The sequence below is a fragment of the uncultured Sphingomonas sp. genome (assembly GCF_913774285.1).
Taxonomy (GTDB): Bacteria; Pseudomonadota; Alphaproteobacteria; order Sphingomonadales; family Sphingomonadaceae; genus Sphingomonas.
Genome location: NZ_CAJYHX010000026.1, coordinates 20,564 through 44,237, shown reverse-complemented (window position 1 = coordinate 44,237; position 23,674 = coordinate 20,564). Strand labels below are relative to the sequence as shown.

Annotated in this window: 19 protein-coding genes; 8 read left to right on the top strand and 11 right to left on the bottom strand. The window is 67.0% G+C overall.

Annotation, left to right across the window (positions count from 1 at the left end):
• The first annotated feature begins 304 nt into the window (after window positions 1-304).
• From QZ670_RS13170 to QZ670_RS13160, 3 genes are read left to right on the top strand one after another with little or no spacing between them, the layout of a single operon-like run.
• Complete coding sequence (locus QZ670_RS13170; protein ID WP_294256145.1) at window positions 305-3,418, top strand: response regulator; 3,114 nt, start codon at window positions 305-307, stop codon at window positions 3,416-3,418.
• Complete coding sequence (locus QZ670_RS13165) at window positions 3,403-4,275, top strand: CheR family methyltransferase (protein WP_294256143.1); 873 nt, start codon at window positions 3,403-3,405, stop codon at window positions 4,273-4,275. The genes QZ670_RS13170 and QZ670_RS13165 overlap by 16 nt, the downstream gene beginning before the upstream one ends.
• Entirely contained in the window at window positions 4,268-6,088 is a 1,821-nt protein-coding gene (locus QZ670_RS13160; RefSeq protein WP_294256141.1) for a response regulator, read from the top strand. The genes QZ670_RS13165 and QZ670_RS13160 overlap by 8 nt, the downstream gene beginning before the upstream one ends.
• Here the strand turns inward: QZ670_RS13160 and QZ670_RS13155 are convergent.
• The 3 genes from QZ670_RS13155 to QZ670_RS13145 all read right to left on the bottom strand — a co-directional run bounded on the left by QZ670_RS13155 (window position 6,085) and on the right by QZ670_RS13145 (window position 10,361).
• On the bottom strand, window positions 6,085-7,071 hold the full coding sequence (locus tag QZ670_RS13155; protein WP_294256440.1) for a substrate-binding domain-containing protein: 987 nt from the start codon (window positions 7,069-7,071) through the stop codon (window positions 6,085-6,087). The genes QZ670_RS13160 and QZ670_RS13155 overlap by 4 nt on opposite strands.
• Before the next feature lie 59 nt (window positions 7,072-7,130).
• The gene (locus QZ670_RS13150) at window positions 7,131-9,194 is read right to left on the bottom strand and encodes a phosphocholine-specific phospholipase C (protein ID WP_294256138.1); all 2,064 of its coding nucleotides are present in this window, start codon (window positions 9,192-9,194) and stop codon (window positions 7,131-7,133) included.
• Between the two features lie 78 nt (window positions 9,195-9,272).
• Window positions 9,273-10,361, bottom strand: a complete 1,089-nt coding sequence (locus QZ670_RS13145) for a PLP-dependent cysteine synthase family protein (RefSeq protein ID WP_294256136.1) — start codon at window positions 10,359-10,361, stop codon at window positions 9,273-9,275.
• Window positions 10,362-10,498: 137 nt separating this feature from the next.
• Here QZ670_RS13145 and QZ670_RS13140 point away from each other — a divergent pair, with 137 nt between their 5' ends.
• On the top strand, window positions 10,499-10,687 hold the full coding sequence (locus QZ670_RS13140; protein ID WP_294256134.1) for a hypothetical protein: 189 nt from the start codon (window positions 10,499-10,501) through the stop codon (window positions 10,685-10,687).
• Between the two features lies 1 nt (window position 10,688).
• On the opposite strand, the gene QZ670_RS13135 is transcribed toward QZ670_RS13140, so the two are convergent.
• The 8 genes from QZ670_RS13135 to QZ670_RS13095 all read right to left on the bottom strand — a co-directional run bounded on the left by QZ670_RS13135 (window position 10,689) and on the right by QZ670_RS13095 (window position 19,913).
• The gene (locus QZ670_RS13135; RefSeq protein WP_294256132.1) at window positions 10,689-11,426 is read right to left on the bottom strand and encodes a Crp/Fnr family transcriptional regulator; all 738 of its coding nucleotides are present in this window, start codon (window positions 11,424-11,426) and stop codon (window positions 10,689-10,691) included.
• Window positions 11,427-11,484: 58 nt separating this feature from the next.
• Complete coding sequence (locus QZ670_RS13130) at window positions 11,485-12,144, bottom strand: hypothetical protein (protein WP_294256131.1); 660 nt, start codon at window positions 12,142-12,144, stop codon at window positions 11,485-11,487.
• Between the two features lie 163 nt (window positions 12,145-12,307).
• Window positions 12,308-14,407 carry an NAD-dependent epimerase/dehydratase family protein gene (locus QZ670_RS20095; RefSeq protein ID WP_365894652.1) on the bottom strand — a complete coding sequence of 700 codons (2,100 nt, stop codon included), beginning with the start codon at window positions 14,405-14,407 and terminating at the stop codon, window positions 12,308-12,310.
• Window positions 14,404-15,492: a glycosyltransferase gene (locus QZ670_RS13115; RefSeq protein WP_294256129.1), complete on the bottom strand. Its 1,089-nt coding sequence runs from the start codon at window positions 15,490-15,492 to the stop codon at window positions 14,404-14,406. The genes QZ670_RS20095 and QZ670_RS13115 overlap by 4 nt, the downstream gene beginning before the upstream one ends.
• Window positions 15,489-16,601, bottom strand: a complete 1,113-nt coding sequence (locus QZ670_RS13110; RefSeq protein WP_294256126.1) for a glycosyltransferase — start codon at window positions 16,599-16,601, stop codon at window positions 15,489-15,491. Before QZ670_RS13110 ends, QZ670_RS13115 begins: the two co-directional genes overlap by 4 nt.
• A complete protein-coding gene (locus tag QZ670_RS13105; RefSeq protein WP_294256125.1) occupies window positions 16,598-17,713 on the bottom strand; it encodes a glycosyltransferase family 4 protein in 1,116 nt (371 codons plus the stop codon). Before QZ670_RS13105 ends, QZ670_RS13110 begins: the two co-directional genes overlap by 4 nt.
• A 2-nt stretch (window positions 17,714-17,715) precedes the next feature.
• Window positions 17,716-18,801, bottom strand: coding sequence for an NAD-dependent epimerase/dehydratase family protein (locus tag QZ670_RS13100; protein ID WP_294256122.1), 1,086 nt, complete (start codon window positions 18,799-18,801; stop codon window positions 17,716-17,718).
• Entirely contained in the window at window positions 18,798-19,913 is a 1,116-nt protein-coding gene (locus tag QZ670_RS13095) for an NAD-dependent epimerase/dehydratase family protein (protein WP_294256437.1), read from the bottom strand. Before QZ670_RS13095 ends, QZ670_RS13100 begins: the two co-directional genes overlap by 4 nt.
• A 245-nt stretch (window positions 19,914-20,158) precedes the next feature.
• On the opposite strand from QZ670_RS13095, the gene QZ670_RS13090 reads away from it, so the two are divergent.
• Genes QZ670_RS13090 through QZ670_RS13075 form a run of 4 tightly spaced genes read left to right on the top strand, consistent with a single transcriptional unit; the run spans window position 20,159 to window position 23,668 of the window.
• Window positions 20,159-20,758 (top strand): histidine phosphatase family protein, encoded by a 600-nt coding sequence (locus tag QZ670_RS13090; RefSeq protein WP_294256120.1) that lies wholly within the window; start codon window positions 20,159-20,161, stop codon window positions 20,756-20,758.
• Entirely contained in the window at window positions 20,755-21,564 is an 810-nt protein-coding gene (locus QZ670_RS13085; protein ID WP_294256119.1) for a TIGR04290 family methyltransferase, read from the top strand. Before QZ670_RS13090 ends, QZ670_RS13085 begins: the two co-directional genes overlap by 4 nt.
• Window positions 21,561-22,562: a glycosyl hydrolase gene (locus QZ670_RS13080; RefSeq protein ID WP_294256116.1), complete on the top strand. Its 1,002-nt coding sequence runs from the start codon at window positions 21,561-21,563 to the stop codon at window positions 22,560-22,562. Before QZ670_RS13085 ends, QZ670_RS13080 begins: the two co-directional genes overlap by 4 nt.
• Entirely contained in the window at window positions 22,562-23,668 is a 1,107-nt protein-coding gene (locus tag QZ670_RS13075; RefSeq protein ID WP_294256114.1) for an inositol-3-phosphate synthase, read from the top strand. The genes QZ670_RS13080 and QZ670_RS13075 overlap by 1 nt, the downstream gene beginning before the upstream one ends.
• Window positions 23,669-23,674: the final 6 nt, after the last annotated feature.

Here is a 23,674-nt window from a genome sequence, read left to right as displayed (position 1 = left end):
GGAAGGGGATGGTTCAGGGGCAATTCCCCCACAAAGGTAAGCGCGCTTGAAGTGAGATGGCGCCAGCGCCTCCAAAACCATCGTCATTCCCGCGAAGGCGGGAATCCATTCGCCTGTGCGACCGGGGAAAGAGCTGTGGCACCAGCGCCAATGGATCCCCGCCTTCGCGGGGATGACGGTGCATTTCTGTCTGACGCGACAGCGCTTTCTGGCCGGGCAGGAGCGGGATGGTCTTGCCGTCAGGGTTGCAGGGCAATGGCAAAGCCGGGTACCTGCTTGCCCATCTATCCCTTTGAGATCGCTTATGTCGCCCAGCCAGCGCAGTCGAAAGCCCTCGCTTCCCCTCTATGCGGGGCTTGCCGCCCTGCTAGTGCTGCCGTTCGGCGCCGATACGGTGCTGCCGCTCGGGACGGCGACTTGGGCGGGCTATATCCTGCCGACGGTGATTGCCTACACGGCGGGGCGGCCGGTGGTGCCGCTGATCGTCGCGGCGCTGGCGACGCTGCTCAACTTCGCGGGGTTCACGCTGGCGCCGCCGGGTGTCGATCCGCAGGTGGTGCTGGTCAACCGCATCCTGGGCTCCACGATCATCTGGATCCTCGCGGGCATCGGCTTCGCCTTCATCCGCAACCGGTTGGCGATCCGGCGCGAGGAATGGCTGCAATCGGGGCAGGTCGGCCTGGCCAAGGCTGTGGCGGGCGAGCTGCCGCTCGACGAACTCTCCACGGCGGCGCTGCGCTTCCTCGCCGACTACACGGGCGCGCAGGCCGGCGCGATCTTCGTGCGCGATCCCAGCGGCGCGGGCTTCCGCCGCCGCGGCACCTATGCCGTGCCCGCCGACGCGCCGCTGCCCGAATGGGTCAAGCCGGGCGAGGGCCTGCTCGGTCAGGCGATCGCCGATCGTCGCCAGTTCGTGCTGGAGCAGGTACCGGAGGGCTATCTCTATTACGGCTCGGGGCTCGGCCAGGCGCAGCCGCGCACCCTGGTAATCGGTGTCACCGAAGCCGATGGCGAGATCAACGGCGTGCTCGAACTTGGCTTTCCCGGCGCGGTCGATCCGCAGGTCCAGGCGCTGCTGGAGCGGATCAGTGGGCAGCTCGGCGTATCGATCCGGTCCGGCAAGTACCGCGCGCGGCTGCGCGCGCTGCTCGAGGAGACCCAGAAGCAGGCCGAGGAGCTGCAGGTGCAGAGCGAGGAGCTGCGCACCAACAATGACGAGCTGGAGACGCAGAGCCGCCAGCTGCAGGACACCGCCGCCCGGCTGGAGGCGCAGCAGTCCGCGCTGGAGCAGAGCAATGCCGAGCTCGAGGCGCAGACCCGCGCGCTGGAGCTGCAGCGCGACGAGCTCGCCCGCGCGCAGGGTTCGCTGGAGCAGCAGGCCGCGGATCTGGAGCAGGCGAGCCGCTACAAGTCCGAATTCCTCGCCAATATGAGCCACGAGCTGCGCACCCCGCTCAACTCGCTGCTGATCATGGCCCGGCTGCTGGCGGAGAACCGCGCGGGCAATCTCAGCCCCGAGCAGGTTCGCCATGCCGAGACGATCGAGACCTCGGGCAACGACCTGCTCACGCTTATCAACGACATTCTCGACATCTCGAAGATCGAGGCTGGCAAGCTGGAATTGCAGCCGCGACGGGTCCGCATCGCGCCGGTGCTCGACAAGCTGAAGGCGGTGTTCGGCGCCTCAGCCACCACCAAGGGGCTGGCGTTCCGGGTCGAGCAGGCGGCGGGCGCACCGGGCGAGATCGAGACGGATCCGCAGCGGCTGGAGCAGGTGCTCAAGAACTTCCTGTCGAATGCGATCAAGTTCACCGCAAAGGGCGAAGTGTCGCTCGGCGTCTTCCAGCGGCCCGACGGGCGGATCGCCTTCACGGTGCGCGACACCGGTGTCGGCATCCCCTCCGAGCAGCAGCAGGTGATCTTCGAGGCCTTCCGCCAGGCCGACGGCACCGTGAGCCGGAAATATGGCGGCACCGGCCTCGGTCTGTCGATCTCGCGCGAGCTGGCGCGGTTGCTCGGCGGCGAAATCGCGGTGGAGAGCATGCCGGGCGAGGGAAGTGCCTTCACGCTGATCCTGCCCGAGGCCTATGACCCCGCGCTGGTCCAGGCAGCCGCACCGCCGCCGAGCCCGAGCCCGGCGCCGGTCAAGCCGCAGCCTTCCAATCCCAAGCCGGGCCGCCGCCGCAGCGCCGAGCCGTGCGAGGACGATCGCGAAAAGCTGTCGGGCGATTCCCGCGTGATCCTGATCGTGGAGGACGATCCGATCTTCGCGCGCATCCTCTGCGACATCGCGCATGATCTTGGCTTCCAGTGCCTGATCGCCGGCACCGCGGACGAGGGTGCGCTGCTCGCGCGGCAATATGTGCCCAACGCCGTGATTCTCGACATGAACCTGCCGGACCATACCGGCCTGTCGGTGCTCGACCGGATCAAGCGCGACGTGCGGACTCGACACATCCCGGTGCACGTCGTCTCGGTCGACGACGACAGCCAGGCGGCGCTGTCGAGCGGCGCGGTCGGCTATCTGTTCAAGCCGGTGAAGCGCGAGCAGCTGGTCGACATGCTCGAAGGCCTCGAGGCCAGGATGTCGCAGCGCATGCGCCGCGTGCTGGTGGTGGAAGACGACGCCCAGCAGGCGGAGAGCGTCAAGGCACTGCTCGCCTCGCGCGAGGTGGAGACGGTGCAGGCGCATTCGGCCGCGCAGACCTTCGAGCGGCTGGGCCAGGAGACGTTCGACTGCATGGTGCTCGATCTCAACCTGCCCGACGCCTCGGGCCTCGACCTGCTCGACCGGCTGAGCGAGGATGACAGCGTCGGCTTCCCGCCGGTGATCGTCTATACCGGCCGCGACCTCAGCCCCGACGAAGAGCTGCGTCTCCGCAAATATTCCAAGTCGATCATCGTCAAGGGCGCCAAGTCGCCCGAGCGGCTGCTCGACGAGGTGACGCTGTTCCTCCACCAGGTCGTCTCCGAGCTGCCCGAGCCGCAGCAGGCGTTGATCGCCAAGGCGCTGGGCCGCGACGCGGCGCTGGAAGGTCGCTCGATCCTGGTGGTCGAGGACGACATCCGGAACGTTTATGCGCTCACGAGCATTTTCGAGCCGCATGGGGTCAAGGTTCGTATCGCCCGCAACGGCCGCGAGGCGCTGCACGCGCTCGACGAATCCGCGCGCCATCTCTCCGACCCGGTCGATCTTGTGCTGATGGACGTGATGATGCCCGAGATGGACGGCCTCACCGCCACGCGCGAGATCCGCAAGCAGCCCTGGGGCAAGACGCTGCCGATCCTGATGCTTACCGCCAAGGCGATGGCCCGCGACCAGCAGGAATGCCTCGACGCCGGCGCCAACGACTATCTCGCCAAGCCGCTCGACATCGACAAGCTGCTCAGCCTGGTGCGGGTGTGGATGCCGCGGTGATCGACGACGTTGTTCCGCCGCATGCGGAGATCGAGCTGGACCTGCTGCTCGAGGCGATCTGGCGGCATTATCAGTATGACTTTCGCGGCTATTCGCGCACCTCGCTGCACAAGCGGATGGAGCGTGCCTGCCAGCGGCTGGCGTGTGAAAGCTTCTCGCAGCTCCAGCACCGGCTGCTGCGCGAGCCGGCGGTGTTCGCCGAGCTGATGGGCTTCCTCACCATCCAGGTGAGCGAAATGTTCCGGGATCCGGGCTATTTCAGGGCGCTGCGGGAGAAGGTGGTGCCGCACCTGCGCACCTGGCCCTCGCTCAAGGTGTGGATTGCGGGCTGCGCCAATGGCGAGGAATTCTACTCGCTTGCGATCCTGTTCCGCGAAGAAGGCCTGGAGGACCGGACGATCTTCTATTGTACCGACATCAGCCCGGCGGCGCTGGCCAAGGCCGAGGCCGGCATTTTCGATCTTGGCCGGATCCCGCAATTTACCGAGAATCATCGGCTATCCGGCGGACATAGTTCGCTTTCCGATTACTATACTGCGGCCTATGGTGGCGCGGTGTTCGACAAGAGCCTCCGCGCCCGCGCCGTCTTCGCGGAACATAGCCTCGCCACCGATCAGGTGTTTGCCGAGGCGCAGCTGGTGTCCAGCCGCAACGTGCTGATCTATTTCGATCGCGAGCTTCAGGATCGCGCGCTTGGCCTGTTCGGCGACACGCTCGTGCGCGGCGGCTTCCTCGGGCTGGGCGCGCGCGAGACGCTGCGCTTTTCGCGCCATGCCGAGGCTTTCGCGGATTTCGATCCCGGCGAGCGCCTCTACCGGCGCACCAGCGTCGGACTCCGGGTGATGGCCGATGCGTGATCCGGTAAAGGTCCTCGCCGTCGACGACGTGCCCGAAAACCTGATTGCGCTGCAGGCACTGCTGGCGGAGCAGGAGGGGGTGGAACTGCTCACCGCCGCCTCGGGCATGGAGGCGCTGGAGCTGCTGCTGGTGCACGATGTCGCGCTGGCTCTGCTCGACGTGCAGATGCCCGGCATGGACGGGTTCGAGCTCGCCGAGCTGATGCGCGGCACCGAGCGTACCCGCCGCGTGCCGATCATCTTCCTGACTGCGGTCGCCACCGATGAGCGCCGCCGTTTCCGCGGCTTCGAGACCGGGGCGGTGGACTATCTGCTCAAGCCCGTCGATCCGCAGATCGTGCGCAACAAGGTGGAGATCTTCGTCGAGCTGGCGGCGCAGCGGCAGGAGATCGCCCGCCAGCGCGACCGCCATGCCGCGGCGCTGGCCCGGCTCAAGGCGCATCGCGACAATTCGCCGCTGGCGATTGTCGAATTCGACGCCGAGCAGCGGATCATCGCCTGGTCTGCGGGTGCCGAGCGGATGTTCGGCTGGCGGTCGGTCGAGGTCTCCGGCCTGCGCCCGTCCGAACTCGAATGGCTCGATGCCGAGCATGCCGCGCGCTTTGACGCGATGATTGGCGGGATGATCGCCGGCGAGCATGTCCGCGACATGCGGCCGCTGCGCATGCGCACGGCGGTGGGCGTGACACTCGATTGCGAAGTCTATGGCTCGGCGCTGCTCGCACCCGACGGGTCGTTGCTCTCTGTCAACACCCAGATCCTCGACGTCACCGATCGGGTACGTGCCGAGGAAACCCAACAGCTGCTGATCGGCGAGCTCAACCACCGGGTGAAGAACACGCTCGCCTCGGTGCAGGCGATCGCCACCCAGACGCTGCGCCATTCTTCCGGCCCGTCGGATTTCGCCCCGACCTTCATCGGCCGGATCCATTCGCTGGCACGTGCCCATTCGCTGCTCAGCAGCACCACCTGGCAGGGCGCGAGCCTGCAAGAGCTGATCGAAGGCCAGCTCCAGACCGGCACGATCGATCCGGAGCGGTTTGATACCGGTGGACCGATGGTCGAATTAGCGCCGGAGCCCGCGCTGCATCTCGCGCTGGTGCTCCACGAGCTGGCGACCAACGCGCACAAATATGGTGCGTTGTCCGTGCCCGAGGGCCGGGTGGGGCTCCACTGGGGCGTGCGCGGCGGCATGCTCGAACTAGACTGGGAGGAAAGCGGCGGCCCGGCGGCGGCACCGCCGACGCGGCGCGGCTTCGGCACCGCGCTGATCGAGCGCAGCCTGAAGGCCGAGGGCGGCAGCGCGGTGCCCAGCTATAGCGAGGGCGGCGTCGCTTGGAAGCTGTCGATCCCCTATGCCAGCGCGGTACGATTGCGTGAGGAGCCGCGCGCCGCGCGCAAGGCGATCCCGGCGCTGCCGGCGGGCGGCGGCGCGGCGCTGGTCGGCAAGCGGGTGCTGATCGTCGAAGACGAGCCGCTGGTGACACTCGAACTCGCCACGATCCTGGGCGATGCCGGGATGGCGGTGGCGGGCGTGGCCGCCACGGCGAGCGATGCGATGGCGGCAATCGCCGACACACCGGTCGACGCCGTGCTGCTGGACGGCAATCTCCAGGGCGCGCTGGTCGATGATGTGGCGGCGGCGCTGGTAGCGCGCGACATCCCGTTCCTGTTCGTCAGCGGCTATGGCCGCGATCATCTTCCGATCGGGCTCGACACCGTGACCGTGATCGAGAAGCCGTTCGATGCCCGCACGATCGCCGCGGCGCTCCACCAGTTGCTGGTACGCGCCGCGGTGCGCGATCCGGCCTAGGCCGAATCGCGGACGATCAGTTCGGGCAGCATCGCCACCGAGCCGACATTCTGCCGGGCGATCCGCGCCAGCAGCAGCTCCACCAGCAGGTTGGCGCCGTAGACCACGTCCTGGCGGATCGTAGTCAGTGCGGGCGTAGTGTAGCCGGCTAGCAGGATGTCGTCATAGCCGATCACCGCCACATCCTCGGGCACGCGCAGGCCACGCTCGGCGAGCGCCCGCATCGCACTCATCGCGATCACATCGGACGCGGCGAGAATGCCGTCCGGAGCGGGATTCGTCGCGAGATAGGCGGTCATCTCGCGATAGGCGTCTTCCATCGTCAGGTGGATCGGCACCACCATGTCGGTGACGCCCTCCGCCTCGGCGATCGCCGCATGGAAACCCTTGTAGCGATCGGAAAATTCCGGCGCTTCCGGGTTGCCGAGAAAGGCGAGCTTCTTGCAGCCGCGGGCGATCAGATGGCGCGCCGCGAGCTCGCCGCCGGTGACGTTGTCGGTGCCGACGGTGATCTGGTCCGAGCCCAGCCGCGCAGCACCCCACACGACCATGCGCTGATAGCTGCCTGCCACGCGCTCGATCGCCTCCAGCTGGTCCGACTGGCCGATCAGGATGATCCCGTCGACTCGACCCGAGGCGATGATGTCGTCCAGCCAGCGCGGGCCCTGCGGCACCACGCGCGACAGGAACAGGTCGTAGCCGCGCTTGGTCAGTGCATCGGCAAGCCCGCCCAGCAGCCCCATGAAGAAGGGATCGGACAGCGCCTGGTCGACCTCGTGACCTAAGGGCACCACCACGCCGATCGCGCCGGTACGCTGCTTGCGCAGCGCACTGGCGGTCTGATTTAGGCGGAAGCCATGTTCCTGCGCGAGCGCCACGATGCGCTCGCGCGTACCTCGCGCCACGCGGGGATGGTTGGAAAGGGCTCTCGAGGCAGTCGAAACCGACACCCCCGCGATTTTTGCCAGCTCGACCAAGCCCACTGACTTCAACTGTCCCGCCCCCCAACGCGTTATTCTGTCAGCGCTGACAGTATCGCGTCCTAATCGATTTGGGAAACCTTAACATTGGTAAACGGTGGTTCCGACCAACCATCGCTACCATTTTCGATCCTTCCGGCGAGACGACGACGGTAACCGGGGACAGCCGGATCGGTGAGGACGAGGTCGTACCAGCCACCGGTAACCGTTAGCGTTACCTTGGTTTCGCCCACGCCGATCGGGCGCAAGTTGCTGTGCCGCGGCCATTCCGAGGTTAGTCCTTGCGGTGCCTCGATCAGCAGCGACGGCGCGGTGCCGCGACGCTGCTGCCAGCGCACCGCACCGGCATGGGCAGCGCCCTGGCCGGCAAAATGGCGGTGGAACCCGTTCGGACCCAGCAGCCAGAGATCGTAGCGGCTTTCCGAGTCGAGCGGCCATTCCGCCTCGATGGTGCCGCCCTGCTTGAGCGTGTAGCGACGCGGCACGGCGTCGAGCCGCAGCCGGTCGTAGACATGCACGACGGCGGGCGCGCCCATGCACTCGATACGCAAAACGATGCGGCTTGAATCGAGCGCGGCTTCGTTCACCTCCAGCCTATAGGGTAGCGCGCGGGCCCGGCGGATGCCCGGCTCCTGCGCCGGTGCCTGGCCGGCGGCGACGGGCGCGCTGGGCTCGGGCTGGCCGGAGAGTGCGGCGGCCCGGGTGGCGAGGTCGCGCGGATCGGGCAGCACCGGCCCGATCTTGCGATTGGGGCTGCGGAAGTCGAACGCGCTGGTCAGGTCGCCGCACACTGCACGTCTCCAGGCGGAGATATTGGGCTCCTGCACCCCGAACCGCGTCTCCAGGAAGCGGATGACGGAAGTGTGATCAAAGACTTGCGAGTTCACCCAGCCGCCGCGGCTCCACGGCGAGACGACATAGCAAGGCACACGCGGGCCAAGGCCATAGGGCCGGCCGATCAGCTCCGGGCGCTCCGCCTTGTCGTCGGCGACGCTGGGGATCTGGTGATAGTCGTTGGACGTGTCGACCTGCGAGGCGCCGAGGAAGCCGCCTGCCACCGCCGGATCGCGCGAGGGCGGCCCGGGCGGGGGGACATGATCGAAAAAGCCGTCATTCTCGTCGAAATTGACGATCAGCACGGTGCGCGCCCAGACCTCCGGATTGGCGGTCAGCGCGTCGATCACCGCCGCGGTATAGGCCGCGCCCTGGGCCGGGCTGGAGGGGGCAGGGTGTTCGCTGCCCTTGGCATCGGCGATGATCCAGGAGACCTGGGGCAGCTTGCCAGCGAGCACGTCGGCGCGCAGCTGGTCGAGGCCATGGGTGGTCAGCGCGCGATCGTACAGCGGCGATCCCGGCTGCGCCTCGCGATAAGCGGCGAACCCAACCAGGGGGTTGTCAGTGAAATTGTCCGCCATGTCCTGGTAGATGCGCCAGTCGATCCCGGCTGCCTGAAGCCGTTCGGGATAGGTGGTCCAGCGGTAGGAATCGGGGTGGCCGCCCTTGGTCGCCAGCTCGTCATGCGAGTTGCCGATCGCCGGGCCGCCCAGCATGCCGCTGGGATCGTTGGTGCCGGTCCACAGGAAAAGGCGGTTGGTGTTGGTGCCGGTATGGACCGCGCAGTGATAGGCGTCGCAAATAGTGAAGCTCTCGGCGAGCGCGAACTGGAATTCCAGGTCCTCGCGGGTAAAATAGCCCATCGCACGATCGGTCTTGGCGGCGGCCCAGCGCTGCATGCGCCCTTGATCCCAGGCCGCCTGCGCATCGGGCCAGCTGTGCGGGGTGCTCGCCACCCGCATCAGCTCGAAATGCTCCTTGGTGGAAAGATGGAACGGCGCGACCAGCCGGCCGTCGGCGGCTTCCTGCGCGAACACGCTGCGGCCGTTCGGCAGCGGCACCGTCAGCGGATCGCCGAAGCCGCGCACGCCCTTCAGCGTGCCGAAATAGTGATCGAAGCTGCGGTTCTCCTGCATCAGGATCACGACATGCGCGACATCGGCGATGGTGCCGCTGCGGACGTCCGCCGGGATCGCTGCCGCCCGGGCGATCGACGCGGGCAACGCCGATGCCACTGCCGCCTGCGCCCCCGCAGCCAGAAACCGCCGCCGTGTCGTGCCCCCGTTCGTCATCGCGTCCCCAACCTCCATGTCACCAAAACGATACCTGCGGGCGGGTGCAGCAACGGGATGACGAATTGATGACGGTTTTCAGACGGCCGGCAGGAAAAGGTCGTCAAATGCCCGATCGTGCGTTTCAGTCTCGTAGCCATGCGCCGCACGCCAGCCTGCATCGAAGCAGGTCGAGCCATAGCGACGGCCGTCATCGCAGAGCAGGGTCACGATAGAGCCAGTCTGGCCGGCGGCACGCATCTCACGGATCAGCGTCGCGCACGCCCAGATGTTGGTGCCGGTCGAAACGCCACACGGCCGCCCGAGCACCCGGCTTATCCGCAGCGCGGCCGCGAGGCTCGCGGCGTCCGGCACGGTAATCATCCGATCGATCACGTCGGGCAGGAAAGAAGGCTCGAGCTGGAGTCGGCCGATGCCTTCCACGCAGGACGGTGCGCCGTCGACGGTGGTGACGCCGCGGTCGACATAGTGGCGGTGGAACACCGACGCCTCGGGGTCGGCGACACACAATCGGGTCACCAGCCGGCGATACCGCAGATAGCGGCCGATCGTCGCCGAGGTGCCGCCCGTGCCCGCGCCGCAGACGATGTGGGTGGGGATGGGATGCGCTTCCTGCGCCATCTGCTCGAAGATTGACTGCGCGATGTTGTTGTTGCCGCGCCAGTCGGTCGCGCGCTCGGCGTAGGTGAACTGGTCCATGAAGTGGCCGCCCAGCTCGGTCGCGAGCCGCTGCGCCTCGGCGCGGACCGAGCGGGGATCGTCCACTTCGTGACAGCGCCCGCCGTGGAATTCGATCGCCTCGATCTTCTCGGGCGAGGTGCCGCGCGGCAGCACCGCTACGAAGGGCAGCCCGATCATCTTCGCGAAATAGGCTTCGGACACCGCGGTCGAGCCGCTCGATGCCTCGACGATCGTCGTCTTGGGGCCGATCCAGCCGTTGCACAGCGCGTAGAGGAACAGCGAGCGGCCCAGCCTGTGCTTGAGGCTGCCGGTCGGGTGGCTCGATTCGTCTTTCAGGTACAGCGTGATGCCCGGTGCGCCCGGCAGCTCGACGCGGACCAGATGGGTGTCGGCGGAGCGGTTGAACTCGGCGTCGATGGTGCGGACGGCGTCGTCCACCCAGGCGCGGTCGCAGCGGGTGGGGCGGGGCAGGGCAGCGGCGGTCATGGCGGGCGCCTTTAGCCCTTCGATCGCAGGCGCGTCGACTCCGGAAGCGCCGCTTGTCCTGCGTTGTCCTGATCTGCGCGAACGCGGCTTGGTGGCAATCGGTGTAGCGTCGACGGCCGAGCAACGGAGTGCCGCCCATGCCAAGTCCCGATGATCGCAGCTATTTCCAGCGCCGCGCACGTGCCGAGCTGGCGATCGCCTGCACCTGCGAGGACAATGCCGCCGCGCTCGCGCATTTCCGGCTGGCCGACGAGTACGAGCGGCGCGTGCGCGCCATGGCCGCGCGGATGCCCGTCGCTGCGGCGACTTCGTCCCGCGGATCCTGATCTATCCCGCGAGCAGGGCCTTGCGGAAGACCGGGATCGCCGCTTCCGGCATCGGGCGCCCGCGAGCCGCCGTCGTTGCAGCGCCGTGGCGGAGGCGCACCGTGCCCCCCCGCCATTCCAGGACGCCGTCGCGCCGCATCGCCTGGACGGTTCGATTTACATGGACGCTGGTGAGGCCCAGCGCATCGGCCAGCATCTCCTGGGTGAGCGGCATCGGGAAGCTTTCCGGCCCCGCGCGCCCGGCGAGGAGCAGGCGCTCGTGGATTTCGGAGAGCCAGTCCTGGACGCGTTCATAGGCGCTCATCCGGCCGAGCCGGGCGATCTGGCGCAGCAGATAGATTTCGTCGAGCGCGGCGCTGGCCGCATAGGCTTCGCGAAGGCCCTCGTCTTCGGCGGCAGGGGCGGGGCACAGGACTGCGTCGCACAGGGCGGTAATCGTGCTTGGCGCGACAGGCTGGAACGTGCGGGCATCCTGGATCACGTCGCCCGGCAGCAGAAAGCTGAGAATCTGGCGGCGGCCGTCGCTGAACAGCTGCACGCGCCCCAGCCAGCCGTCGAGGACGAGGAGCGGCCCCGGCGTGCGCTGTCCCGCCACGATCAGGTCGCGGGTGGCGCGGACCCGCTGGGGAAACTCCGCCGCCTGCCGGAGGGCACGACGCTCGGCATCGCTGAGCGATGCGAGCGCGCCTAGTCGACTTGACGCAGATGCGTCCGCCGCCTGAGGGGGAGTTGTCAGCATAATCTTCGGCCAACGCGTACGGCGTGGGCAAAGTTCAGAATAAACTGCTTAACAAGGATCAGTAAATCAGTGCTTTCTCGGGGATTGTGATCCGGCATTCGACCCCGCCTGGAAGTAAACGAAAGTAGGGCGGGTTCGGGCAATATGACGCGAGCGCCATTTCGATCAGTTTTCGACCGAAACCCGATTGCGGTCGTTCCGCCGGCCCGAGGACCGCGACGCCGCGTTCCTGCCAGACGACGTCGACGCCGGCATGGGTATGCTCCCAATGCACACGCAGGCGCTGGTCTCGCCCGCCGCTAAGTGCGCCGAACTTGATTGCGTTGCAGGTGAGCTCATGCAGGACGAACGTCAGCAGCCGCGCCGCAGCCGGTTCGAGCAGGACGCCCGGGCCGGCGATCACGATGCCCTCTGCGTCACCGAACTGGAAGGGGATCAACGCGTCCCGGACCAGCATTTCCATATCGACGGCCGAGGCCGTCGCCCCGATCTTGTCCGCGCTCCGCAAGGCGTCCATACGCCCATCCAGATGTGCGCGCGCATCTGCGGCGTCGCCCTGGTACGGCAACGCGTGGTGCGCCTCTACCAGCGCGTAGAGCGTCGCCAGCACCGCGTCCGGGCTTGCATCCGGAACCAGCACATTCGGGGCTGGATCCGAAAGCTCCTGGTGCTGCTTCAGTGTGAAAACGTTTGCAGAACATGCCGTGGGCTGCGTCACCCGGTACCTTCCTCTCGCCAGCGGGGTGGCCCGTGCGGTGCCACGCCCGAGGGGATGCGGCAGAGTGGGACGCGGCTTTGTTGGACGTAGACCGCGCGCTGACGAAAGGAACTACGGCATTAAGGGCAGGGTAGATGCGTCGGAAACGTGGAACCCGTTGATTTTATTCTGCGGCTACCTCAAGCGCTGCGGGTTGCGGCAGGGGTACATCCATGGCCTGCGCGAACCAGGCGCAGGTCCGTTCCAGCCCCTCCGCAAGCGAAACCCGCGGCTCCCAGCCGAGCAGCGCACGAGCACGCGCAATGTCCGGCTTGCGACGTCGGGGGTCGTCCGTGGGGAGCGGATGATATTCAATAGCAACTTCGCTGCCAGTGAATCCGGCTACGCTTTCGGCCAGTTCGCCTACGGTGATTTCGTGGGGATTTCCGAGATTTATCGGTTCCATCCCGGTGATATCGCTATTCATTAGCAGGATTAGGCCTCGTACCAGATCGGAGACGTAGCAGAAGCTGCGGGTCTGGCTGCCGTCGCCGTAGAGCGTCAGCGGCTTGCCCGAGAGCGCCTGCACGATCAGGTTCGAGACAACCCGGCCATCGTCGAAATGCATGTGCGGACCATAGGTGTTGAAGATCCGCGCCACGCGAACCTCTGCCCGCCCGCTGCGACAAAAGTCGTAGGTGAGTGCCTCGGCGGCACGCTTTCCTTCGTCATAGCAGGCGCGCGGCCCGGTGCAGCTCACCCAGCCGCGATACTCCTCGCGCTGCGGATGCATCTCCGGATCGCCATACACCTCCGAAGTGGATGTCAGCAGGAACCGCGCGCCCGCCTGCGACGCCAGTCGTAAAAGACGATCGGTACCAACCACATTGGTTAGCATCGTGTGCTCAGGATCAACCTGATATTGTGGCGGCGACGCGGCACATGCGAGGTTGTAGATCTGTTTGAAACGATGCGCACGTTCCAGAATGATTGCCGGCAGTTCGTCAACGATGTCGCCGCGGACGAACTCGAAGCCTGGGCGGCCCTCCAGTCCGCGCAGGTTGGACAGGTTCGAGGTCTGGAGACTGTCGAGGCACACCACCTGCTCGCCGCGGTCGAGCAGCTCGGCGCAAAGGTGCGAGCCGATGAAGCCGGCGCCCCCGGCGACCAGGATCAGCGACTTCTCGTTATCGTTGTTCATCGGGGCATTCCTCTCCCGGCGCGTACCGTGGGGCCGCGCTCTGGCTTCATTGAGATGGGCTTCGAGTTCGGCGGCGCGGTGCGCGGCGTCGTGGCCTTCGAACAGACGGCGTCGCGCGGCCGTGCCGATCGCTTCGGCATCACGGTTGAGGGCCGCGATCGCGTCCTCGGTGGTATCGGCGAGCAGAATCTCGTCGCCGGGCACGAACAGGCTTTCGATGCCCTCCCACCGGTCGGACAGGATCGGCGTGCCGCACGCGGCCGCCTCGAACAGTCGCACCGAGGGCGACCAGCCCGCCGCGATCATGTCGGCGCGGGTGACGTTCAGCGTCATCCGCGAGGCGGAATAGAAGCCGGGATGCTCGGCGGGCGGCAGATGCTCGATCCGCTCGACATTGGCCGGCCAGTCGATGCTGTCGGGATATTGCGGGCCGGCGACGGCGAAGCGCTTCTCCGGGCAGCGACGGGCGGGTTCCAGCAACAGCTTATCCAGCGTCGGCTGGCGATCGGGGCTGTAGGTGCCGAGATAGGTGAGATCCCACCGCTTGGGGACATCGAGTGGGCGATAGGCGGCGGTATCCACCGAGCAGTAGAGCGCGCGGGCAGCGGGGCTGCCGAGTTCGCGCTCGATCCTATCCAGCGTCGGGCCGCCGGTGAAGCTGAGATAGACGTCGTAGCCAGGGATCAGCGCCGGGGTGAGATACTCGAATTCGCCGCGCGCCAGCTTGGCGAGGGTGACCGGCGTGTCGATGTCGTAAAAGGCGGTGACGCCCTTCGCCGTACCCTTGACGAACTGGCCGACTTCCACGCCATCCGGCACATAGGAGCCTACCATCACAGCATCGGCCTCGGCGATCGCGTCGCGCCAGTCGTCGAGATCGGCAAGCGTGCGGTAATATTCCAGCCGGCAGAAATCCGGATCGACCAGATCGCGGTGCGCACCGGCGTACCAGGGCACTTCCCGCTCCAGGAACAACACGTCATGTCCCCGTGCGGTGAAGGCGCGGAGCAAGGCGCGGAAGGTGGTGGCATGGCCATTGCCCCAGGAGGAGCCGAGGCTGAGGCCGAGGACGATCAGCTTCATGCCGCTTTCCTTTCGCGGGGTTGGTGCGACTTGAGGATCGCATCGACCTGCGCACCGCGGAGGTCATAGCTGTGTTCGGCGAGCACGCGGGCCTTGGCTGCCTCGCCGATCGCGCGGGCGCGCTCGGGGGTGAGGGTGGCGAGATGCTCGGCCACGTCCTGGCCGTCGCGGGCGACCAGCACTTCGGCGTCGGGCTTGAGGAACAGCTCGATGCCTTCCCAGGCGTCGGTGATCAGGCAGGCGGCGGCGCCGGCGGCCTCGAACACGCGGGTGGCGGGGGAGAAGCCGATCGCTGCCATCGAATCCCGCGCGACGTTGAGCACCGCTTGCGGCGTGCAGTTGAAGGCGTTGTGGTCCGCGGTGCCGACATGGCCAATCGCGCGCACATTCGCCGGCAGCCCCTTGTCGTGCCAGCCATTGCCGCCGAGCAGGAAGCGGCGATCCGGTGCCACAGACGCGGCGCGGAGGAAGAATTCCTCGATCCGTGCCTCGCGATCGGGCAGCCGGTTGGCGAGCAGGGCCAGGTCCGCGGTGAATCGCGGGTCAGTGGGGGCGGGGTGGTGCGTCTCTGGATCGAGCGCGTTGTACACCGGGATGCACTCCCGGGCGCCCATTGCGGTATAGGCGTCGATCACCGGCGGCCCGCCACCATAGGTGAGCACCAGGTCGATCTCCGGCAGCATGGCGCGGACCGGATGCGTAGGATCGCTGCGCATCTCGTCGAGCGTCGCTGCGGCATCGACGTCCCAGAAAATGCGAAGCGCGTCGGGACGCGGCGCGGTGCGCATCGCTTCGATCAGTTCGCGGTCGAACACGCCGACGCCGCTGGCTTTCACCACCACATCTGCATGTCGCGCTTCCGCCAACACGCTGCGCAGGCCCTCGTCGGTGGCCGGATAGACGACGACCTTGGCCCATGCGGGGGGATCGATGTCGCGGTGCTGCTGGCGCTCGAAGGCGTCGGGTTCGTAGAAGGAGATGTCGTAGCCGCGCGCGGCCAGCGCCTTGAGGATGCCGCGATAATAGGTCGCGGCACCGTTCCAGTAGGAGGAGAGCAGGCTGGATCCGTAGAATGCGATCTTCATGCGGCGTCCTTGGCAAAATGAGGGCGGGCGAGACCGGCGACGATGGCGAGCAGTTCGTCGACGCGGTGCGCGCAGCTGTGGCGGGTGCGGATCGTCTCGAGGCCGTTGGCGACGAGCGATGCGCGGAGATCGGCATCGTTGCGCAACGCCGTGAGGTGACGGGTCATCTCCGCGCCATCACGGGCGACCAGATAATCGGTGCCCGGCCGGAACAGATGTTCGGCGTCGTCCCAAGGCGCGGAGACCAGCGGGATGCCGCAGGCCAGCGCCTCGAACACGCGGATCGTGGGGATGCCCGGCAGGATCGTCGCGTAATAGCGCCGCGGCACGTGCACCGTTGCGAGGTGGCCGGCGAAGATCTCCGGCGCGCGCGCATTGGGTGCCCAGCCATGATAGCGCGCGCCGTGCCGGGCGAGCATCGCCTTGGCTTCCTCCGGATAGCGGACGCCGTAGATGTCGAGCGGCAGGCTGGCCTCGGCGGCGGGGCGGAACAGATACTGCTCCAATTCCTCGGTACGCTCGCCGTCGCCCCAGTTGCCGATCCAGACCAGGCCCTCGCGCGCACCTTCCTGCGCCGGGGGCTGGAAGCGGCGCAGATCGGCGGCTTCGTGCCACGTCCAGACGCGGTTGCCCCAGCCCCAGCCGCGATAGACCTCGGCCAGCGTCTCCCCGAAGGCGAGCACGCCGTCATAGTCGTTCAGGTCATAGGCCTGCATCGCCGCGGGCTCGCTGACGGCGCGGTGATGGGTGTCGTGGAACAGCAGCGTGAACCGGCCGCCCATCGCCCGCGCATGGCCGATGCGGGAAACCAGCTTGGGATCATTCCACTCATGAACGATCACCAGATCGGCGTTCCCGATCATTTCGGCCGGCGTGCACATCGGCGTGTAGGTGTGGGAATGCAGCTCAGGATAGGCGTCGCGATAGGGCGCCAGGCCAGTCTGGCCATGATCGGCGAGCAGGTTGGTGAGGCTCCAGGCGTCCTCCGGCTCCCACACCTTCACCTCATGGCCGCGGGCGATCAGTTCGCTGAGCACGCCGCGCAGGAAATGGGCATTGCCATGGTTCCAGCACGAGGCGAGCGAATGGGTGAAATAGACGATCTTCATGCCGCGACCTTTCCGGCGGGCGCGCGCTCCGCGAGGAGCTGGCGGTAGAGGGGGAGCATGGCGTCGGCCATGCGGGCGGGCGTGTAGCGGCGCGCTCGCTCGGCAGCGGCGTCGCCCAGGCTGCGGCGCAAAGCGAGATCGCCGATCAGTCGCTCGATGGCTGCGCGGTAGGCGGTGGCGTCGCGGGGCGGCACGAACAGGGCGGCGCCTTCCCAAAGCTCGCGAAAGACGGGGATGTCGGCCAGCACCAGCGCGCATCCGGCAGCCGCTGCCTCCAGCACGGAAAGCCCGAACGGCTCGAAACAGGCGGCGGAAACGAAGACCGGGCGCGCGGCCAGACGCTGCGCCAATGCAGCGCTGTCCAGCTGGCCGAGCAGATGCAGGTTCTCCAGCCGCACGGTTTCGCCGTGGGGGCCGGTCGCGGCACCGGCGGCATGGAAGGGTACCGAGAGCTGCCCCGCCACCTTGTCGAGCAGTTCGGCGCCCTTCACCGAGTCCCATAGCCGGCCGACGGTCAGCACGCAGTCCTGCGCGGGTTCGTGCTGGGGCGTCACCAGCGGCGTCCGGCCGTTGTGCACGACGGTCGGCCGGACGGGCAGGCCGTAATAGTCCCGCACGACTTCGGCATAGCCGGCAGAAGGGGCAACGACCCGATCGGCCGCGCGCAGGCCTTGCTCGGTCAGCGCCCGGTGCCAGGCAAAGTTCGGGTCGAGGGGCACGCCGGGGCGGCCATGTTGCCACCAAGTGGAGACACAGCCATGCGTCACCGCCACCATGGGCACGCCCGGGTCCGCCGAAGCTCCCAGCGTGGGCATGTTGAGCTGTACGAGATCAACACCGTGCAGCCGTGCCAGGCCGCCGATCTCCGCACCCGCCGCAAGCACCGGGGCAGGGCCGTCGCTCAGCCAATCGAGCGGCAGTCCCGTCTCCAGGAACGTGACCTTGGGGATGGCGTGCGCCTCTGCCCGCTGCGCATCGCTGGGCGCCGGCCCGAGCTGGACCAGCACCGTTTCGACCCCGTGTTCAGCCAGCGCTCCGGCAAGGTCGATGCTGTACTGCCACACGCCACCGACCGCGTCGGTGGTGAGCAGCAGTCGCAGCGGCACCGCCATGGTCACAGCGCGGCCGTCGCCAGGCGCTCGCGCTGCACCGCGCGACCGATCGTCAGACCGCGCTCTTCGCCGAGCCAGCGCGCGAGGGCGCTCACGCCATCCTGCCATCCGGTCGGCGCGCCGAGGCCCAGTGCCGCGCGCGCCTTGCTGGTGTCCGCTACGAAATAGCGCTGGTCGCCCGCGCGCCAGTCGTCGAAATGCAGGTCGAGCGGGCGGCCGGTGATCGTCTCGACGTGCGCGAGCAGGGTGCGCAGGCTCACCGCATTGGCGGGGCCGCCGCCGAGATTGAAGGCCTGGCCCGATACTCGATCGATCTGTCGCCACGCGGCGACATAGGCATCCACGGCGTCCGCCACGTCGAGAATGTCGCGAACCTGATGGCCATCGCCATAGAGAGTGATCGGCGCGCCTTCGAGCGCCCGGATCAGGAAATGCGCGACCCAGCCCTGGTCCTCGGTGCCCATCTGGCGCTGGCCGTAGATGCAGCTCATCCGCAGCACCGCGGTCGGCAAGCCGTAGCTGCGGGCATAGTCGAGCACATATTGGTCGGCCGCGCCCTTGGAGCAGCCATAGGGCGTGTGAAAGTCGAGCGGCCGCGCTTCGCCAATGCCGCGCGCGTGCACGTCGCGGTCGACGGGCTCATAACCATTGTCGCCCAGCGCGAAGTCCAGATCGGCGAGATCGCCGTATACCTTGTTGGTCGAGGCGAAGATCACCGGCGGCGGGGTGGCAGCGGTGCGGGCGGCTTCGAGCAGCGCGAAGGTCGAGGCGATGTTGACCTCGAAATCGGCGGTGGGATCGGTGAGGCTAGTGGTCACCGCCACCTGCGCGGCGAAATGGAACACCGCGCGGGCGGAGCGTACTGCCTCCACCAGCTTGGTCGTCTCGCGGATGTCGGCGATCAGGGGGCGAATGCGGTCGCCGTGCCGCGCCTGCAGCCAGGCGAGGTTCCGCTCGACGCCGGGGCGGCGCAGCGCGTCGTAGATCACCACCGTCTCGCCCTGGCGCGCCAGTCGATCGGCGAGGTTCGATCCGATGAACCCGGCGCCGCCGGTGATCAGGATCGGCCGTTCGTCACCGCCGTTCATGCGACGAGGCCCCGCTTCTCGAGCTCGGCGCGCGCTTGGGCCACGCGGTCCTCGGCGGTTTGTTGCTGTACCCAATCGGCGAGTTCGGCCAAGCCGGCCTCGAAATCCTGCCGCGCCTCGAAGCCGAGCTTCTCGCGGGCGAGGCTGGTGTCGCAGAAGCAGTGGCGGATATCGCCGACGCGGGTCTTGCCGACGATTTCCGGTGCGGCATCGTTGCGACCCATGGCGCGGGCGAGCGCCTCGGCGACCTGCGTCACCGAGCGATCGTCGCCCGAGCCGATGTTGAAGGTCTGGCCGGCGGCCTGGGGCAGGGTGAGCGCATCGGCAAAGGCACGGGCGACGTCGCTGACATGTACGAAGTCGCGGCGCTGCTCGCCATCCTCGAAGATCATCGGGCGCTGGCCGTTGAGCAGCCGCGAGGCGAAGATCGCCAGCACGCCGGTATAGGGGTTCGACAGCGCCTGGCCGGGGCCATAGACGTTGAACAGCCGCAGGCACGCGGTCTCGATGCCGTAGGGCGCGCCCATGATGTGGGTGGTGCGCTCCTGCACATATTTGTTGAGCGCGTAGATCGAGGCGAGGCTCGGCCGCTTCCATTCGGGCGTGGCGACCGGCTCCAGCGGACGGCCCTGCGCGTCGAGCGGATTCCATTGCTGCTGGCCGTCGCGTACGATGCCGCGTTCGGCATTCTCGACGAGCTTGCCGTCGGCATCGCGGTACAGGCCTTCGCCATAGATGCTCATCGACGAGGCGGTGACCACGCGGCGCACGGGCGTGTCGATCAGCCGCTCGAACAGCACGGCGGTGCCGACATCGTTGGTAGAGGTGTAGCGCTCGACTTCGTACATCGACTGGCCGACGCCGACTTCGGCGGCGAGGTGGATGACGCTGTCCACGCCCTGCAGCGCGCGGGCGACGGCATCGCCGTCGCGCACGTCGGCACGGATCAGCTCGACGTCAGCATCCAGTGCTTCGGGGCGCTCGCGGTCGCCATGGACCTGCTCCAGCATGGAATCGAGCACGCGAACCTGATGCCCTCTGCGAAGCAATTCTGCCGAAACCTGGCATCCGATGAACCCCGCGCCGCCCGTTACGAGCACCTTTTCCGCCATGTCGATGCTTTCCTGCATGTAAAACTAACTTGGGTAAGTCATGACAAAATGATGATTTGCTAGAGAAACCATCCGTCGGTGAAACAAACAGCTTCTTCTTCATCTTTGTTCCCAGTGATCATGGTGTAACGAGTAGATTTAACTTGTTGAATATAGGAATATGATCTAGGTTAATTGGAACCAATGCGGCAGAGCAGTTGTTACGGAAGCATCTAAGTTGATGCTCATAGGCTGCAAACCTGCTGATGACTGCAAAAGTACATTTGATCCGGCACGGCGCGCATGAAGATGTCGGTCAGGTGCTCAGCGGTCGCAGCGCAAGGTCGCCGCTGTCCGCTGCGGGGCATGCGCAGGCGCAGTGGCTTGCTGCCCATTTCGCCCGCGAGGAGTCGATCGCGGCGATCCACGCCAGCCCGCGCGAGCGCACCCGCGCCACCGCAGAAATCATCGGCGGCCGGATCGGCGTGCGGGCCCAGGTGGTGGAGGCGCTCGACGAGGTGGATTTCGGCGCCTGGACCGGCCGGAGCTTCGACGAACTGGAACGCGATCCGGAGTGGCGCGAATGGAACCGGCAACGCTCGGCCGTTCGTCCGCCCAATGGCGAGAAGATGGCGGAGGCGACCGCCCGCGCCGTAGGCCATCTCGATGCGCTGGTACAACGCGGCTGGAACGGGACGCTGCTCTGCGTCAGCCACTGCGACATCATCCGGGGCGTGATCGCCCATTATCTCGGGCTAGGCCTCGATCGCCTGCTCGCCTTTGACGTGGACCCCGGCTCGGTCAGCACGCTGCTGATCGGCAAGTGGGGAGCGCGTCTGCTCAAGCTCAACGGGGGACAGGAATGAAAAACTCAGCAACGGCGCGCACCGTGCCGGCGGACGATCTGCGTGCGCGCATCGATGCCCTGGGGCCATGGTTCCAGAATATCCGCATCCAGGGCGTGGAGACTGCCCCCGAGCATTTTCTGGGGGATTATCCCGCCTTCAAGTTCGCTCGCTTTGCCGATGCGCTGCCCGCCGATCTTGAGGGGCGCTCGGTCCTGGATATCGGCTGCAATGCCGGCTTCTACGCGTTCGAGATGAAGCGCCGCGGGGCTGGGGAGGTGCTCGGCATCGACAGCGACGAGCGCTATCTGGCGCAGGCCCGTTTTGCGGCAGAGGCGCTGGGCTTCGACGATGTGCGCTTCGAGAACCGCTCGGTCTATGATGTCGCCGCGCTCGGGCGGCGGTTCGACATCGTGATCTTCATGGGCGTGCTCTATCATCTGCGCCACCCGCTGCTGGCGCTGGACCTGATCCGCGAGCATGTCGCTGGCGAATATATGCTATTCCAGACGATGCAGCAGGGGGCGGACCACGTCGCCGAGGTGCCGGAGGATCATCCCTTCCACATGCCCGGCACCTTCGATCCGCCGGCCTATTTCAACGATCCGGGTTACCCCAAGCTGCACTTCATCGAGCGCCAGTTCGCTAACGACTGGACCAACTGGTGGGCGCCGAACGCGGCCGCGAGCCAGGCGATGCTGCGAGCTGCCGGCTTCGCGATCGAGGCGAATCCGGAATCCGAAGTCTATTGGTGCCGCGTCGCCGACGTGCCCTACGCGCAATATGGTCCCGCCGCGGTCTATCCGGCACACGGAGACGCCGCATGATCGAAGCGGCGATGCTCTGGAATGAGCCTAACAACAAGTCGCACTGGGATCCGGCGATCGATCCCGACTGGTCGATGTTCGCGCAGCATGTGATCGCGGCGGGCAACGCCATCCGCGCGGTGAATCCGACGCTGCCCCGCGTACTCGGCGGCATGTCCCCGATCGACCCGCACTGGTTGCGTCGCATGGAAGCGCATGGTGCGCTCGATGCCGTCGACGTGGTGGCGGTGCACGGCTTCCCGCTCGACTGGAACCTGTGGCCGCTCTCCGCCTGGCCGGACAAGATTGCCGAGATACAGGCGGTTACCGACAAGCCGGTGTGGGTTACCGAGGTGGGCGTCAGCTCGTTCGGCGCCGAGGAAGTGCAGGAATTCGGCCTGCGGCGCACGGTGGAGCTGCTGCGTGGCAGGGCCGAGCGCGTCTTCTGGTATTCGCTGTTCGACTTGCCGACCAGCTGGGGCGCCGAAACTCGCCATCGCGAGGCCGAGGGTTCCTCCTATTACCGCCATTTCTACCTCGGGCTGATCCGCGAGGACGGCACCCCGAAGCCGGCGCTCGACGTCTATGCCGAGCACGCTGCCGAGGTGGGGCTGATGCAGTGGTTCCACTTCCATGATCCCCGGCTCGACGAGGCGGTGGCATGGATGAAGCGGCTGGGCACCCGCCGCATCCGCACCGGGCTCAGCTGGGCGGACAGCTTCCGCGAGAACGCGGTCGACTGGTTCGACCGGCAGATGGAAGCGCTGGCGGACTTCGACGTCACCGTCACTTTCTGCTTCACGCCCGAGCATCTCGGCATCGCCCCGCACCACACCAGCCCGGCGCGCGATCCGCAGGCGTTCGCCGATTTCTGCGCCTGGATGATCGATCGCTATGCCGGTACCGCCACCGTGGCGGCACCCGCCGCGCCGGTGACGCTGGCGACCAGCCAGCCCGAGCTCAACCCTTTGCTGTTCAACCGCGACGAGCGTCTCGCCGCCGAGAGGAGGTCCGCCTGATGCTGTCCCCAGACCGCCATGCCATCAATGTCGCGCTCGTGGGGGTCGGCAACTGCGCCAGCTCGCTCGTGCAGGGCATCGAGCATTACCGCGCCGGCGCCAACGATATGGTCGGGCTGATGCACCCGGAGCTGGGCGGCTATGCCCCCAGCGACATCCGCGTCGTCGCCGCTTGGGACGTGGATCGTCGCAAGGTGGGGCAGGACGTCGCCGAAGCGATCTTCGCCAAGCCCAATTGCACCGCGGTGTTCTGCGAGGAAGTGCGGCATACCGGCGCCAAGGTGCGGATGGGCAGGGTGCTGGACGGGGTTGCCGATCACATGGCGGACTATGCACCGGAGCGCACCTTCCTGCTCGGCGACGGCGCGGAGCCCAGCAAGGACGAGATCGTGCAGGCACTGCGCGAGACAAACACGCATGTGCTGATGAACTATCTGCCGGTCGGATCGCAGGCGGCGACCGAATTCTATGCCGAATGCGCGCTCGAAGCCGGGGTCGCGTTCGTCAACAACATCCCGGTGTTCATCGCCAGCAATCCCGAATGGGCGGCGCGCTTTGACGCGGCGGGCGTGCCGATCATCGGCGACGACATCAAGGCGCAGCTGGGCGCGACCATCGTCCACCGCGTGCTGACCGACCTGTTCCGCAAGCGCGGGGTGAAGCTGGAGCGGACCTACCAGCTCAATACCGGCGGCAACACCGACTTTCTGAACATGCTCAACCGTTCCCGGCTGGCCTCGAAGAAGGAGTCGAAGACCGAGGCGGTGCAGTCGGTCGCCGAGGCCCGGCTGGAGGACGAGAACATCCATGTCGGCCCCAGCGACTATGTCGCTTGGCAGAACGACAACAAAATCTGCTTCCTGCGCATGGAAGGCCAGATGTTCGGCGGCGTGCCGATGAACCTGGAACTCCGCCTGTCCGTGGAGGACAGCCCGAACAGCGCCGGGGTGGCGATCGACATGATCCGTTGCGCCAAGCTCGCCCAGGATCGCGGGCTGGGCGGGGCGATCCTGCCGGCCGCGGCGTGGTTCTGCAAGCACCCGCCCGAGCAGATGCCCGATGACGACGCGTATGCGGCGGTGGAAGCGTTCATCGCGGGTAATTGAGGTGGG

Bases quoted from the DNA above. Each gene is read 5' to 3' on its own strand.
- QZ670_RS13100 (WP_294256122.1), bottom strand. From the start codon at position 18,801: ATGAACGGCGGTGACGAACGGCCGATCCTGATCACCGGCGGCGCCGGG.
- QZ670_RS13075 (WP_294256114.1), top strand. From the start codon at position 22,562: ATGCTGTCCCCAGACCGCCATGCCATCAATGTCGCGCTCGTGGGGGTC.
- QZ670_RS13135 (WP_294256132.1), bottom strand. From the start codon at position 11,426: ATGCTGACAACTCCCCCTCAGGCGGCGGACGCATCTGCGTCAAGTCGA.
- QZ670_RS13095 (WP_294256437.1), bottom strand. From the start codon at position 19,913: ATGGCGGAAAAGGTGCTCGTAACGGGCGGCGCGGGGTTCATCGGATGC.
- QZ670_RS13170 (WP_294256145.1), top strand. From the start codon at position 305: ATGTCGCCCAGCCAGCGCAGTCGAAAGCCCTCGCTTCCCCTCTATGCG.
- QZ670_RS13140 (WP_294256134.1), top strand. From the start codon at position 10,499: ATGCCAAGTCCCGATGATCGCAGCTATTTCCAGCGCCGCGCACGTGCC.
- QZ670_RS13085 (WP_294256119.1), top strand. From the start codon at position 20,755: ATGAAAAACTCAGCAACGGCGCGCACCGTGCCGGCGGACGATCTGCGT.
- QZ670_RS13110 (WP_294256126.1), bottom strand. From the start codon at position 16,601: ATGAAGATCGTCTATTTCACCCATTCGCTCGCCTCGTGCTGGAACCAT.
- QZ670_RS13105 (WP_294256125.1), bottom strand. From the start codon at position 17,713: ATGGCGGTGCCGCTGCGACTGCTGCTCACCACCGACGCGGTCGGTGGC.
- QZ670_RS13145 (WP_294256136.1), bottom strand. From the start codon at position 10,361: ATGACCGCCGCTGCCCTGCCCCGCCCCACCCGCTGCGACCGCGCCTGG.
- QZ670_RS13080 (WP_294256116.1), top strand. From the start codon at position 21,561: ATGATCGAAGCGGCGATGCTCTGGAATGAGCCTAACAACAAGTCGCAC.
- QZ670_RS13115 (WP_294256129.1), bottom strand. From the start codon at position 15,492: ATGAAGATCGCATTCTACGGATCCAGCCTGCTCTCCTCCTACTGGAAC.
- QZ670_RS20095 (WP_365894652.1), bottom strand. From the start codon at position 14,407: ATGAAGCTGATCGTCCTCGGCCTCAGCCTCGGCTCCTCCTGGGGCAAT.
- QZ670_RS13160 (WP_294256141.1), top strand. From the start codon at position 4,268: ATGCGTGATCCGGTAAAGGTCCTCGCCGTCGACGACGTGCCCGAAAAC.
- QZ670_RS13090 (WP_294256120.1), top strand. From the start codon at position 20,159: ATGACTGCAAAAGTACATTTGATCCGGCACGGCGCGCATGAAGATGTC.
- QZ670_RS13150 (WP_294256138.1), bottom strand. From the start codon at position 9,194: ATGACGAACGGGGGCACGACACGGCGGCGGTTTCTGGCTGCGGGGGCG.